Origin of the sequence: Vibrio rumoiensis 1S-45, from assembly GCF_000286955.2 — a bacterium.
In the GTDB taxonomy this organism is placed as follows: Bacteria; Pseudomonadota; Gammaproteobacteria; order Enterobacterales; family Vibrionaceae; genus Vibrio; species Vibrio rumoiensis_A.
Genome location: NZ_AJYK02000085.1, coordinates 1 through 14,473, shown reverse-complemented (window position 1 = coordinate 14,473; position 14,473 = coordinate 1). Strand labels below are relative to the sequence as shown.

Genomic DNA, 14,473 nt, shown 5'->3' with positions numbered 1-14,473 from the left:
TTTGATAATAAAAATGCAACATCATCAGCAATTTTCCCTACCTAAAGAATAAAACCCTACTAACTGTCAGAAAAATGGAAATAAAAATTAAGGATAATGGAAAGTAAGATATAAAGCTCGAACAAAAAATCACCTTCTCTGCTTACATAGACCATTTATTGATACTTTCAACAAGAAAATTGACAAGTTTTATTAAATGTAGACTCTAAGCCATTTTTGACTGAAATGAAGAGTGAGGTATGTATTTTTAATTGTATGTCGATTCAAAAAGGTTTCTTTCTACTTTGTCTCACTTATCTTCCTCATCAACACTGCAGCTGATGCCACAATTGTGTGTGCAGTTTTCACCGGAATCTATTTGATGGTGAGAAGGTCAAGGAAGAAATAAGAGAGAAATGATATGAAACGTTTCAATCTAACAGCCATGAGTATCGCACTGGCTTTAGGTTCAGCAACGGCGGCTGCTGCACCAGGTGCTCCAACTCTAGACATGTATGGCTCGAAGAATTTACAGTTTTCTAAAATCGATTTGGCGATGGAAACCACCTCTGGCTATAACAGCATGGTGCAGTACCACGACGAAGCTCAGATTAATATTATCTTTAACCAATACAGTGGTGTTAAAGGTGATACTTACAACATCTATTTCGACGGGAATAAAGTCGCAACGGGCCCAATTACGGGCAGTAAAACCACCGCTTCGTTTACCTACCCACAAGGTGGTGCTTTCCAAATGGAAATCGAAGTATGTGATGAGACGGGTTGTGTGAAAACCGCACCAGAGACCTTAACCATTGCCGATACTGATGGTTCTCATCTTGCGCCGTTAACCATGAATATCGATCCAAACAACAAATCGTACAATACCGATAAAAACACCGTTGTTGGTACTTACTTTGTTGAATGGGGTATCTATGATCGTGGTTACACAGTTGATAACTTACCTGCCGATAACTTAACGCATATTTTATATGGTTTTATTCCCATTTGTGGTCCGAATGAATCCTTAAAATCAGTCGGTGGCAACAGCTTCAACGCTTTGCAAACCGCTTGTCAAGGTGTGCCAGATTATAACGTTGTTATTCACGACCCTTGGGCCGCCTATCAAAAAAGCTTCACACAAGCAGGCCATAACTACGATACACCTATTAAAGGTAACTTCGGAATGATGATGGCGCTTAAACAGCGTAATCCTGATCTGAAAATTGTCCCTTCTATTGGTGGATGGACTCTTTCAGACCCATTCTTCTCATTCACTGATAAATCTAAACGTGATGTATTTGTCGCATCCGTAAAACAATTCCTCACCACTTGGAAATTCTTTGATGGTGTCGACATTGACTGGGAATTCCCAGGTGGCGGCGGTGAAAATTCAAGTTTAGGTGACCCGGTGAAAGATGGCCCAGCGTATGTTGCATTAATGCAAGAATTACGCGCCATGCTGGATGAACTTGAAGCTCAAAATGGTAAAGAATACGAGTTAACATCCGCGATTGGTGTCGGCTACGATAAACTTGAAGATGTGAACTACGCTGACGCAGCTCAGTACATGGATTACATCTTTGCCATGACTTACGATTTCTACGGCGGTTGGAATAACGTCCCAGGCCACCAAACCGCATTGTACTGTGGTAGCTTCATGCGCCCTGGCCAATGTGATGGTTCTGGTATCGATGAAAAAGGCGAGCAATACAAAGGCCCAGCTTATACCACCGATAACGCGATTCAAATCTTGCTTGCGCAAGGCGTTCCTGCCAATAAATTAGTGGTTGGTGCTGCTATGTATGGTCGTGGTTGGGATGGCGTCATGCCAAGCAGCCTAACCGATCCAACTGATCCAATGACAGGTACTGGTAACGGCAAATTAACAGGCACCAAAGCACAAGGTGTTTGGGAAGCTGGCGTTATTGATTACAAAGGCATTAAGAGCACCATGATTGGCGCTGACGGCAAAGGCATTAATGGTTTTGAAACAGGCTACGATGCACAAGCTGAAGCAGCATGGGTATGGAACCCATCGACAGGTAAGTTAGTCACTTACGATAATGAGCGCTCTACGATTGCTAAAGGTCAATATGTTCGTGGTTTAGGTCTTGCGGGTCTATTCTCATGGGAAATTGATGCCGATAACGGCGACATCCTAAATGCGATGCATGAAGGCTTAGCTGGCGAGCCATCAAATGCGGCTCCAACGGCTAACGCTGGTGCTGATCAAGTGGTTGTTGGCCCTGCGTCTGTTACCTTAAATGGTTCTGCATCAAAAGATCGCGATGGTAGCATTGCTTCTTATGAGTGGACTCAAACATCGGGTTCAGCGGTAAGCCTTTCAAACGCTAGCGCGGCTGAAGCTAGTTTTGATGTTGCAGAAGTGACCGAAGCGCAAACGTTAATCTTCTCACTAACTGTGACAGATAACGAAGGTGCAACGGCAACTGATACTGTGGTCATTAAGGTTAACCCTGTTGTGGTCACACCTGAAAACACAGCGCCAGTTGCTAACCTAACCGCGCCATCACAAGCGAATGCGGGTGATACGGTGGTGGTAGATGCCTCGGGTTCTACCGATGCAGAAGGTGATGCACTGACTTATACATGGACACTACCTTCAGGTATTACCGGTTCTGGTTCAAGTATCAGCTTCGTTGCGGGTGAATACGACCAAGACACAACGCTAGCGTTCTCTGTCACTGTGAGTGATGGTGAATTTACTAGCCAAGCGTCTAAGTCTGTCGTTGTTCTGAAGAAAACAGGCACGATTGATCCTCCATGTGCTAACGCTTGGGATGCTGCAGCCGTTTATACTGGTGGCAATCAAGTTACACACGAAGGCACTCTTTATGAAGCCAAGTGGTGGACACAAGGTCAAAACCCATCACAATCTGGTGAATGGGGTGTATGGAAAAACTTAGGTGCAGCAAGCTGCCAATAAGATCCAAACCAATTAAATAACCAAAGACCGATGAGTAATCATCGGTCTTTTTTTATTTTCGATTTAACGCCCAAACAGCCTCTTTCGTGAGCCAGATAACAAAACGTCAAGTTCGATTTATTTTTCGTAGCAGAATAAATACTCCCTTCCTTACAATCTGCGAGCAAATTCACACAAGCCTGTCAGCTATTATGAAAATCGGCATCATTGCCTTGTGATATCCATTCACCGATTAGAGTGAAAACACACCGACAAGCTTGAATTTGCCAGTGTGACTGTCTCAAACCAATAAGAGTGAGCACACATTAACGCATCGTTTTGATGTACATCCAATAGCGTAATCCAAAGGTAATACAATGAACCTACAAGCCCATCAACAAGAATGGCAACAATCCCAAACCATTGCTGAAAATTTGCTGCCGAAGATAGCTCAGCTCTATCGGCATAAAGGGGTTGAACTGCTTATGTTCGGTAAAACCCTCGTCAATGCAGGTACTATCGACATCATCAAGCTTACCCATTTATCACAACGCTACACACAATCATCACTCACCTTGCAACAAATTGAACCTCTCATTCAACAGCTGTGCCAACTTCCACTTTCTCCTTGCTATATTGATATCGGCCGATTAACCCATCAATACTTAGAGTCCAATCACCCGTCAGACACGTCTGCACACTTTTTAGCGAATACCTTGAGTGAGGCTTTATCTGGTGCGGCTTTGACCGAACCTAAAGATGTGGTGTTGTATGGATTCGGGCGGATTGGTCGTTTATTAACCCGTTTATTAATTGAGAAAAGCGGGCCTGGCTATCCTTTACGCTTACGAGCCATCGTGGTCCGTGGTGGCAAAGATGGTGATTTAGAAAAACGCGCCAATTTATTACGTCGAGATTCCGTACATGGCCAATTTAATGGCAGCATCATCATTGATAAAGAAAACAGTGCTTTGATTGTTAATGGTAACTACATTCAATTTATCTACGCCAACTCACCACAAGAAGTCAATTACACCGATTACAATATTAACGATGCATTAGTGGTCGATAATACTGGTGTATGGCGTGATAGTGCTGGCCTTGGGCAACATTTAGATTGTGCAGGTACATCCAAAGTATTGCTCACCGCTCCGGGCAAAGGCGAAATTAAAAACATTGTCTTCGGGGTGAATCATCAAGATATTGAAGCCAGTGACAATATTATTTCAGCAGCAAGCTGTACCACCAATGCCATTACTCCCATCTTAAAAGCAATGAATGATAAATATGGCATCACTTCCGGTCATATTGAAACCGTTCATTCTTATACTAACGATCAAAATTTAATTGATAATTTCCACAGCGGGGAAAGACGTGGTCGCAGTGCCTCACTCAATATGGTGTTGACTTCAACTGGTGCGGCAAAAGCAGTTTCAAAAGCTCTGCCTGAATTGGCAAATAAGTTAACCGGTAATGCGATTCGTGTACCAACACCCAATGTTTCTATGGCAGTCGCGAATCTAAACTTAGAAAATGCAGCTGAAAAAGAAGAGTTAAACCATTACTTGCAACAAATGGCATTTAACTCACCATTATCGCCACAAATTGATTACACCCAATCCACTGAAGTGGTCTCAACTGATCTGGTTGGTTCTCGTTATCCCGGTGTCATAGACGGCGCAGCAACAATCGCACAAGATAACCGTTGTGTGCTCTACATTTGGTACGACAACGAATTTGGCTACAGCTGCCAAGTTGTCCATTGCATGGAGCATATGATGGGTGTTCGTTTTAATACGTACCCTTCGCTGGGCTAAACTTTTAGATCGCCATAAATTTAGACATAAAAATAACCCCCAATGTTGGTGTCCAACTATTGGGGGTCAGTTCAAATCCAGAGGCTTTCGTTTACACAAATATGAGCAATAGATTAGATTTAAGCCTTCCAACGATCCGCGGCTTTCGCATCAGAATCACGAGACTCTACCCAACGAACGTCATCGGTTGTACGTTCCTTTTTCCAAAATGGGGCTTGTGTTTTCAAATAATCCATCACAAATTCACAAGCTTCAAATGCCGCGTTACGATGCGCACTGGATACGCCAACGAACACAATTTGATCGCCTAAATCAAGATCGCCAACTCGGTGAATGACTCGAATATTCAAAAGAGGCCAACGTGACTTTGCTTGCTCACAAATTTGAATAAGAGAACGCTCAGTCATACCCGGGTAATGCTCAAGGCTAAGCCCTGTGACAGAGTCGCCTAGATTCATGTCTCGAACTTTACCAACAAAAGTGACAACCGCTCCAGCTTGAGTCCCTTGTGATAAGTGTTGATATTCCAATCCAATATCAAAGTCATCAAACTGAACACTCACCATTTCAACTTCAGACATATTAACCCCCAGTCACCGGAGGAAAGAAAGCGACTTCATCACCCGATTTCACCACCGTGTCCATTTGAACCATATCTTGGTTTATCGCCACCAGCAATTTTCCAGATTGAAGCGCTTGTGACCATTCATTGCCTTTTTCACAAAGCTGCTCACGTAAGGTATCAGCGCTGATGTTATCCGCATCCACCATGACAAAATCGACACCCACTTGTTCACGCGTTTGGGCAAAAAATAAAACTTTAATCATGTTTACACCTTAAAAATCGAATCAATTAGCCACGAAATGACCCGACTTACCGCCGGTTTTTTCTAGTAAACGTACATTGCCAATCACCATATCTTTTTGTACCGCTTTACACATATCGTAAATGGTTAATGCAGCAACTGAAGCGGCCGTTAAGGCTTCCATTTCCACCCCTGTTTTACCGGCTAACTTACATACCGATTCAATACGAACTTGGTTGGTTTCAGGAAGTGCTTCTAATTGAACTTCTACTTTTGAAAGTAGTAAAGGGTGGCAAAGTGGGATCAAATCCCACGTTTTTTTCGCAGCTTGAATGCCGGCAATGCGTGCGGTGGCAAAGACATCACCTTTATGGTGTGAGCCGGATACAATCAAATCTAAGGTTTCTTTAGACATGCTAACCCAAGCTTCTGCTCGCGCTTCACGCACTGTTTCTTGCTTCGTTGATACATCCACCATGTTTGCTTCGCCGGAAGCATTAATATGGGTAAATTGAGACATGAAATAAAACTCCGAAAAATGAGGAAGGCTTAGCCACCGATAGACGCTAAATGTGGGGTCATTCCTGTGTTGCCATCATGCAAGAAATGACTCACTGATTTGGTGTCTAACGCGCTTTGTATACGTTCAATTAACTGCGATTCTTGTTGATCTTGCTGCAATAAATCACGCAGTTCTACACCATGATCACCAAATAAACAAAGGTGCAATTTACCCGTGGCAGAGACTCGTAAGCGATTGCAGGTTTCACAAAAACCTTTTTCATAAGGCATGATCAGACCAATTTCACCTTGGTAATCAGGATGAATAAACACTTGTGCAGGCCCATCATTGGCTTCTTTAATTTTTAATAACCAACCATTCGCAATGAGATGATTACGGATACTAACACCCGATTGATGCTGCTCTTGAAACAATGAATCCATTTCACCGGTTTGCATTAATTCAATAAAACGCAGTTGAATTGGGCGATCTTTAATCCAGTGCAGAAAGCCTGGCAGCGCATTACCGTTGTATTGCTTGAGTAATACCACGTTGACTTTGATTTGCTCATAACCAATTTCTAATGCACGTTCAATACCGTTCATCACTTCGTGGAATTTATTTTCACCGGTGATTTGATGAAATAACTTGGGATCAAGGCTATCAACGCTGACATTAATGTTGGTTAATCCAGCATCCTTCCAGCTATCCACTTGTTTCGCCATTCGGTAACCATTCGTGGTCATCGCGACCTTTTTGATACCCGACGTTTGTGCGATGCTGGAAACTATTTCGGTGAAATCTTTACGCAGTGTAGGCTCACCACCAGTAATGCGAACCTTAGTGGTGCCACAATCTGCGAACGCACTAACAATGCGTTTAATTTCGGTTTGATTAAGAAATGATGAGTTCTTTCGCCCCGTAGGATGATATCCATCAGGCAGGCAATAAGTACACTTGAAGTTACAGACGTCGGTTATCGATAAACGTAAATAGTAAAATTTACGCTTATAGCGATCAACAAACTGTTTATTGTCTGTTTGTGATAACGCCGAAGCATCATCTGATTCTCCTTTTTTATGAGGAGAATAATGAGAAACTATTGAGGTCATGAAACACCTTTCCAAATGCGGGAGGTTAACTCATTTCTAAGCCAACCCTGGTGACAGTATGTCACGGCCTTAGCTACCTATTCTCATTAATACGCTTTTGCTGTATCAATGTTGAACTTAGCACTTAAGGCTCGGAGTTATGACGTTGCTACTGATACATAAACCAATAACACTGTTTTTAAATAGTACGCAAGAAAGTCATGATTTTCCATACCCATTTAGGTTGAAGACCGTTATATTAATTAATCAACATCAAAGAAATGCTATTTTCTAGCCTCAGATGAAGACAAACGGGTCAAACTGCCCAACTAATCTGAAACCTTCTATTAAGAATCAAGCTCATGACTATTCATAAAAAGAACAAAGTCGTCGCCATTGGTGGCGGACATGGATTAGGCCGAATGCTAGCTGCTTTAAAAGACTTTGGCTCTAATGCCACTGGCATTGTAGCAACCACAGATAACGGTGGCTCGACTGGCCGCATCCGACAGTGTCAAGGTGGTATTGCATGGGGGGATACGCGCAACTGCATTAACCAGTTAATCACAGAACCCAATATCAGTTCGATGATGTTCGAATATCGCTTTCGAGGTGCCGGTGAATTAAATGGCCATAACCTAGGGAATTTGATGCTGACAGCATTAGATAACTTATCGATCCGACCACTAGAAGCGATCAATTTAATTCGAGATATGCTTCAGGTCGAAGTCAATATTGTGCCTATGTCCGAACACCCTGCCGACCTCACTGCATTATCTAAAACAGGAAAATGGGTTCGTGGCGAAACCAATGTGGACGAAATGTCGGAGCCTCTGCAGCGTTTGTATGTTGAACCAGAAGTACCTGCTACAGAAGAAGGCATTCAGGCTATCTTAGAAGCTGATTGCATCATTTTAGGCCCTGGAAGCTTTTTAACCAGCATTATGCCGCCTTTATTATTGCCAGAAATTGGCAAAGCAATTGCGAAAAACACCAATGCAAAAGTTGTGTTTGTTGCTAACCTTGATAAAGAATTTGGCCCTGCGGGCATGATGGATTTAGAAGAAAAACTCAAGTGGTGTAAACGGGCTTGCGACGGTAGATCTGTCGATATTTTACTTGGTGAAAATTGTTCTGAAGCACTACAAGCAGGTTATCAATGCATTGAGGTGAACCTAGCATCACCCAACCATGAATGGCGACATGATCGTAAGAAGCTACAACAAGAAATCGAAAAAATCATTCTGCAATAAATTCGATCACCAACAACGAGTTCCTAAATAAAGATTAAATTGCTTTTTCTAGGAACTCGTGACTTTTCACTTATTTTAACTATTGGCTATAAACTGCGCCCTTAGTTGCTCAATTTCATCGCGTTTCTTCGCCGCTTGTTCAAACTCTAAATTTTGTGCATGTTGGTACATTTCATTTTCAAGCTTCGTAATTTGCTTATCCAATTCTTGTGGTGACAAGGCTTGGTAATTCGCTGCCTGTTCTGCCACTTTCGCCAATGAAACCACGTTGCTGGCTTTTTTACCTTTGCGAGTCCCAACATGGCTAAGTTCCATAATATCTTGAATACTTTTCTTCAGCGCTTGTGGTGTTGTTCCTATCGATTCATTATAAGCGTGTTGTTTGGCGCGGCGGCGTTCCGTTTCATCAATGGCTTTTTTCATCGACTTGGTAATTGAATCGCCATATAAAATTGCCTTGCCTTCTAAGTTACGCGCCGCTCGCCCTATCGTTTGAATCAATGAACGTTCAGAGCGCAAGAAGCCTTCTTTATCCGCATCTAAAATAGCCACTAATGACACTTCTGGCATATCTAAGCCTTCACGCAATAAGTTGATACCAACTAACACATCAAACTCACCCAAACGTAAATCTCGGATAATCTCAACGCGCTCTACCGTATCAATATCTGAATGCAAATAGCGCACTTTAACATCGTGCTCAGTTAAGTATTCGGTTAGATCTTCTGCCATACGCTTGGTTAAAGTCGTCACCAGTACACGTTCATTTACCGCGACTCGTATACGGATCTCTGACAGCAAGTCATCGACTTGAGTTGCTACCGGGCGTACTTCAATTTCAGGATCCAATAATCCGGTTGGGCGCACCACCTGCTCTGCAACATCATCTCCTGATTTTTCCAATTCATAAGCACTTGGTGTTGCTGAAACATAAATGGTTTGCGGGGCAAGTGCTTCAAATTCTTCAAATCGCAGTGGCCTGTTATCCAATGCCGAAGGAAGACGGAATCCAAACTCAACTAAGGTTTCTTTGCGTGAACGGTCACCTTTATACATTGCACCAATTTGCGGTACCGTGACGTGTGATTCATCAATAATCAACAAACCATCTTTGGGCAGGTAATCAAATAGCGTCGGTGGCGGCTCCCCTTCTTTACGCCCACTTAAATAGCGGGAATAGTTTTCGATACCAGAACAAAAACCAATTTCGTTCATCATTTCAATATCAAACTGCGTTCGCTGCGTGATGCGTTGATCTTCCACCAGCTTATTATTGTCTCTTAGGTGCTTTTGACGATCGACCAACTCTACTTTGATCTCTTCTATGGCTTCTAGAATTTTTTCTCTTGGCGTCACGTAGTGGGTTTTGGGGTAAATAGTTGCCCGCGCCATGTCCCTTTGTTTAATCGCACCGGTCAGTGGGTCAAACACACTAATACATTCAACTTCTTCATCAAACATTTCTAAACGAATCGCATCGTGCTCAGAGTCGGCGGGAAAGACATCAATCACTTCGCCACGAACACGGAAATTACCACGTTCAAACACCATGTCATTTCGAGTGTATTGAAGTTCGGCTAAACGGCGAATAATGTCACGCTGTTCAAGCATGTCACCGCGACGAATATGCAACATCATTTTGAGATAAGAATCCGGGTCCCCCAAACCATAAATCGCAGAAACCGACGCAACAATAATCGCATCTTTACGCTCAATTAATGATTTGGTGGCCGACAAACGCATTTGTTCAATATGGGCATTGACTGAAGAGTCTTTCTCGATAAACGTATCGGTGGTAGGTACATAGGCTTCAGGTTGGTAATAATCATAATAAGAAACAAAATATTCCACCGCATTATGAGGAAAGAAGCTTTTCATTTCTCCATACAGCTGAGCGGCTAAGGTTTTGTTAGGGGCTAATAAAATGGTAGGTCGTTGCGCTTGAGCAATCACATTTGCAAGTGTAAAGGTTTTTCCTGAACCTGTTACCCCTAAAAGAGTTTGATGAGCAAGGCCCGAATCTAAGCCATCACTGAGTTGTTGGATTGCAGTCGGCTGATCGCCCGCAGGTTGGTAGTCAGATACCAGTTGATAAAGCTTACTCATGCTTACCTCTTAACCTTATTTAGTCGGAACACTTTAACCAATACGTTGCACGTTGTGAATCATTATACTTTAGCAACTTTTAGGTGATCTCAAAGAGGGAGCTGAAACCCACTTTATTTACGCTCATTTGTGGCAATTCAATATGAAAAATCAGCTATTTTTTACAAATAATTGAAACTGATAAATAAGCAGAATTTTCAACTAAACTCCACCATAAAAAAAGTTAACTTTACTCTAGTAGATCAACAACATTTTTGATAACATCCCTCTCCCGCTTAATCATCACCATCGTAAATCTAATTGTATTCATCCACGGCTTTTCCCCAAAAATGACTTTTTATTATCATTTTATTAACATTATTCATTTTTATTCACAGCGCCCACACAAATAAAAATACAATAAAATAATTAATTATCAGTGAGTTACATAAAATTCTCTTTTAATACTCATTAATGATCATTCTGACTTCTGAGTTGCTCAAGTTTCATCAACACACTTATCCACAAATTTAGTGGATAAGTACACCGCCGCCTTATCTGGCCTTGCTTACAAAAAAGTAAAGAAAAAAATCTCAAAAAAACATACTTTTTTCTTCATTTTCAGCGTTGACAGCCTGTTCTTGCCTAGCTAAAATCTCCGCCATAAATTGTTCCCTGTTAGTTCAGTCGGTAGAACGGCGGACTGTTAATCCGTATGTCGCTGGTTCAAGTCCAGCACAGGGAGCCAAATTCAAAAAAGCCGCATAATATATGCGGCTTTTTTACGTTTAAAAACTGGCTTTTTCGTTTAAATCTCAAACAATCCGACTTTAATTCACCAATACCGTTAAATACCTATTTCCTGTAGGTTGTTATTAGCGGCACAAATGACGATAATGTCGAGATCCCCATTAACCGAAATGAGACGATATGACAGATTATCTCCTGTTGCTTGTTGGTACCGTCTTGGTCAACAATTTTGTTCTGGTCAAATTCCTCGGCCTCTGCCCTTTTATGGGAGTATCTAAAAAGCTAGAAACCGCGATTGGTATGGGGTTAGCAACGACATTTGTTTTAACCTTAGCTTCTGTTTGTTCTTATCTAGTGCAAACTTATATTCTGCGTCCACTGGGTATTGAATACTTGCAAACCATGAGTTTTATTTTGGTGATTGCTTTTGTGGTTCAATTTACTGAAATGGTAGTGCATAAAACCAGCCCAACGCTTTACCGTTTATTAGGCATATTTTTACCTTTAATCACCACCAACTGTGCTGTTTTAGGGGTTGCGCTGCTTAATATTAACGAGAATCATAATTTCATCGAATCGATTGTTTATGGATTTGGTGCGGCGGCTGGCTTTTCTCTCGTTTTAATTCTTTTTGCCTCTATGCGTGAACGCATTGCTGCGGCAGATGTACCGGCTCCATTCAAAGGTGCATCAATCGCAATGATAACCGCTGGCCTTATGTCGCTTGCGTTTATGGGCTTTACAGGCTTGGTGAAATAATCCATGAATACCATCATTATTGCGGTGGTAGCAATCGCTGTATTAGCTGCCATTTTTGGCGTAATTCTAGGCTTTGCTTCCATCCGATTCAAAGTTGAGGCCGATCCTATTGTTGATGAAATCGACAATATCCTTCCACAGACTCAATGTGGTCAATGCGGCTATCCTGGTTGTCGACCTTATGCAGAAGCCATTGCCAATGGAGATGACATCACTAAATGCCCTCCCGGTGGTCAAGCTGGTATCGAAAAGCTGGCCGATCTGATGGGTGTTGATGTTCCAACAGGTGGAGATGATGTTCAAGACGCGGTAAAAACAGTCGCATTTATCCATGAGGATATGTGCATCGGTTGCACCAAATGTATTCAAGCATGCCCTGTAGATGCCATTGTTGGCGGAACAAAAGCACTGCATACCGTGATCAAAAGTGAATGTACGGGTTGTGATTTATGTGTGGCACCTTGCCCAACAGATTGTATTGAAATGATGCCAATTGAAATGACGCCTGACACATGGAAATGGAAGCTCGATTCCATCCCGATTGTCACTGATCTTGAACCCTCGCATTCAACATCTTACTCAAATAAAGAAACCGTGAGCTGAAGGAAAAAAAATGCCGTCTTTAATTGAACAAATTCGTCACGGTCAGATCTGGGACTTTCCCGGAGGCATTCATCCGCCTGAAAATAAAGTTCAATCTTCTACGACACCAATTGTTCATGCCGCTTTACCTAAAGAACTTGTTTTACCTCTAAAACAACATATTGGTCGTCCAGGTGATATCTGCATTAATGTTGGAGATAAAGTTTTAAAAGGTCAGCAACTGACTCAAGCCAACCTTGCATTCATGGTTCCGGTTCATGCCCCTAGCTCAGGTACGGTGATAGCCATTGAAAAACGCACCATAGCTCACCCTTCTGGCTTATCTGATCTTTGTATTATTATTAAACCTGATGGTGAAGATGCTTGGCATGAAAAAATAGCGTTACCAAACTATAAAGATGAAGACCCAGAAATACTCATCGAAAAAATTCGTCAATCTGGTATTTCAGGTATGGGTGGTGCGGGTTTCCCAACCGCTCGAAAATTGCACACAGGTTTAGCCAAAACCAAAATCTTGATCATTAATGCAGCTGAATGTGAACCTTATATCACCGCTGATGATCGTTTAATGCAAGATTATGCCAATGAAGTCATTCAAGGTATTCAAGTCATTCAACACATTTTGAAACCTGATGTCACCATTATCGGTATTGAAGATAACAAAAAAGAAGCCATTGCAGCCCTTGAGATCGCCGCACAAGATGTTGATCTAATCATTCGAGCTATCCCAACCAAATACCCTTCAGGTGGTTCAAAGCAATTAATTAAAGTGCTGACGGGGCGAGAAGTACCAAGCAAAGAACATTCCGCTGCAATTGGCGTATTAATGCAAAACGTGGGTACCGCTTTTGCAATTAAACGCGCGATTGTCGATGGTGAGCCTTTAATTGAACGAGTCGTCACTTTAACTGGCGATTCCTTTGCACAAAAAGGCAATGTATTTGCACGCTTAGGCACACCAATTTCCGAGTTATTGGAACAGTTCGGCTATCAAGCTGAAAAGAAACATCCTCGGTTGATCATGGGTGGCTCATTAATGGGCTTTACTTTGCCTCATTCAGAAGTGCCAATAACCAAGATCACTAACTGTATCTTAGCGCCAAAACGTAAAGAGCTTGCTCCGACTGCACCTGAAATGCCTTGTATTCGCTGTACTGCATGTGCTGAAGCTTGCCCTGCTTCATTGCTACCACAACAATTGCAATGGTATGCCAAAGCGCAAGACTACGAAAAATGTGAAGAATACCATTTGTCTGATTGTATTGAATGTGGTGCTTGTGCTTATGTTTGCCCAAGCGATATACCTTTAGTTCAATATTATCGTGAAGCCAAATCAGAAATCTGGACACGCAATCAAGAAGCCAAAGAGGCCGATCGAGCTAAACAACGATTCGAAGAAAGACAACGCCGCTTAGAACGAGATAAAGAAGAACGAGAAAATCGCTTCAAAAAAGCCGCAGAGAAACGTCGTTCAGAAATAAAAGCCTCTGAAGGCGGTGATGATGCTATTGCCGCTGCGATTGCTCGTGTAAAAGCGCAAAAAGAAGCGGGTGAAACTCCTTCTCAAACCGTAAAACCTGCTGTAGCAGCAGCGATTGCTCGCGCTAAAGCGAAACAAGCAGAAGCGGCCAAAGCAGGACAAACCGAACCAGATAATTCTGAAATGAGTAAATTACGCGAAGAACGTAAGAGACTTGCTCGTGAGAAGAAAGCACAAGAGCAGCAAAATAATGCAATAGAAGGTTCTGAATCAGAAACTACTGCTGCCCCTGTTCAGAAAAATGCTGCAGTCGCTGCAGCCATTGCTCGCGCCAAAGCTCGTAAAGCTGCGCAAACTTCTGAGACAGAACCAACAGAATCAGTCAAACCTCAAACTCAACAGGCTGAGAGCGACACTCA

The 14,473-nt window shown here is 42.3% G+C and carries 11 protein-coding genes, 1 tRNA gene and 1 riboswitch; of the genes, 7 read left to right on the top strand and 5 right to left on the bottom strand.

Features of this window, described 5'->3' with window-relative positions:
* The first annotated feature begins 400 nt into the window (after window positions 1-400).
* Window positions 401-2,929: a glycosyl hydrolase family 18 protein gene (locus A1QC_RS11925; protein WP_017025713.1), complete on the top strand. Its 2,529-nt coding sequence runs from the start codon at window positions 401-403 to the stop codon at window positions 2,927-2,929.
* 356 nt (window positions 2,930-3,285) lie between these two features.
* The gene (locus tag A1QC_RS11920; protein ID WP_017025712.1) at window positions 3,286-4,725 is read left to right on the top strand and encodes a glyceraldehyde-3-phosphate dehydrogenase; all 1,440 of its coding nucleotides are present in this window, start codon (window positions 3,286-3,288) and stop codon (window positions 4,723-4,725) included.
* Between the two features lie 119 nt (window positions 4,726-4,844).
* On the opposite strand, the gene moaE is transcribed toward A1QC_RS11920, so the two are convergent.
* The 4 genes from moaE to moaA form a co-directional block, all read right to left on the bottom strand.
* On the bottom strand, window positions 4,845-5,306 hold the full coding sequence (gene moaE, locus A1QC_RS11915) for a molybdopterin synthase catalytic subunit MoaE (protein WP_017025711.1): 462 nt from the start codon (window positions 5,304-5,306) through the stop codon (window positions 4,845-4,847).
* 1 nt (window position 5,307) lies between these two features.
* Window positions 5,308-5,553: a molybdopterin synthase sulfur carrier subunit gene (gene moaD / locus A1QC_RS11910; protein ID WP_017025710.1), complete on the bottom strand. Its 246-nt coding sequence runs from the start codon at window positions 5,551-5,553 to the stop codon at window positions 5,308-5,310.
* A 21-nt stretch (window positions 5,554-5,574) separates the two neighbouring features.
* Window positions 5,575-6,051 (bottom strand): cyclic pyranopterin monophosphate synthase MoaC, encoded by a 477-nt coding sequence (moaC, locus tag A1QC_RS11905; protein WP_017025709.1) that lies wholly within the window; start codon window positions 6,049-6,051, stop codon window positions 5,575-5,577.
* A 29-nt stretch (window positions 6,052-6,080) separates the two neighbouring features.
* Complete coding sequence (gene moaA, locus A1QC_RS11900) at window positions 6,081-7,145, bottom strand: GTP 3',8-cyclase MoaA (protein ID WP_017025708.1); 1,065 nt, start codon at window positions 7,143-7,145, stop codon at window positions 6,081-6,083.
* Window positions 7,134-7,294: riboswitch (molybdenum cofactor riboswitch) on the bottom strand. (Overlaps the previous gene by 12 nt.)
* 192 nt (window positions 7,295-7,486) lie before the next feature.
* Here moaA and yvcK point away from each other — a divergent pair.
* On the top strand, window positions 7,487-8,377 hold the full coding sequence (yvcK, locus tag A1QC_RS11895; RefSeq protein ID WP_017025707.1) for a uridine diphosphate-N-acetylglucosamine-binding protein YvcK: 891 nt from the start codon (window positions 7,487-7,489) through the stop codon (window positions 8,375-8,377).
* A 75-nt stretch (window positions 8,378-8,452) separates the two neighbouring features.
* Here the strand turns inward: yvcK and uvrB are convergent, their stop codons facing one another.
* On the bottom strand, window positions 8,453-10,483 hold the full coding sequence (gene uvrB, locus A1QC_RS11890; protein WP_017025706.1) for an excinuclease ABC subunit UvrB: 2,031 nt from the start codon (window positions 10,481-10,483) through the stop codon (window positions 8,453-8,455).
* 651 nt (window positions 10,484-11,134) lie between these two features.
* On the opposite strand from uvrB, the gene A1QC_RS11885 reads away from it, so the two are divergent.
* From A1QC_RS11885 to rsxC, 4 genes are all read left to right on the top strand, one after another.
* Window positions 11,135-11,210: transfer RNA gene (locus A1QC_RS11885), tRNA-Asn, on the top strand.
* A 182-nt stretch (window positions 11,211-11,392) separates the two neighbouring features.
* Window positions 11,393-11,971, top strand: coding sequence for an electron transport complex subunit RsxA (rsxA, locus tag A1QC_RS11880; RefSeq protein ID WP_017025705.1), 579 nt, complete (start codon window positions 11,393-11,395; stop codon window positions 11,969-11,971).
* A 3-nt stretch (window positions 11,972-11,974) separates the two neighbouring features.
* On the top strand, window positions 11,975-12,574 hold the full coding sequence (gene rsxB, locus A1QC_RS11875) for an electron transport complex subunit RsxB (RefSeq protein ID WP_017025704.1): 600 nt from the start codon (window positions 11,975-11,977) through the stop codon (window positions 12,572-12,574).
* Window positions 12,575-12,584: 10 nt separating this feature from the next.
* On the top strand, window positions 12,585-14,473 hold a 1,889-nt coding region (rsxC, locus tag A1QC_RS11870), incomplete at its 3' end, for an electron transport complex subunit RsxC (protein ID WP_017025703.1).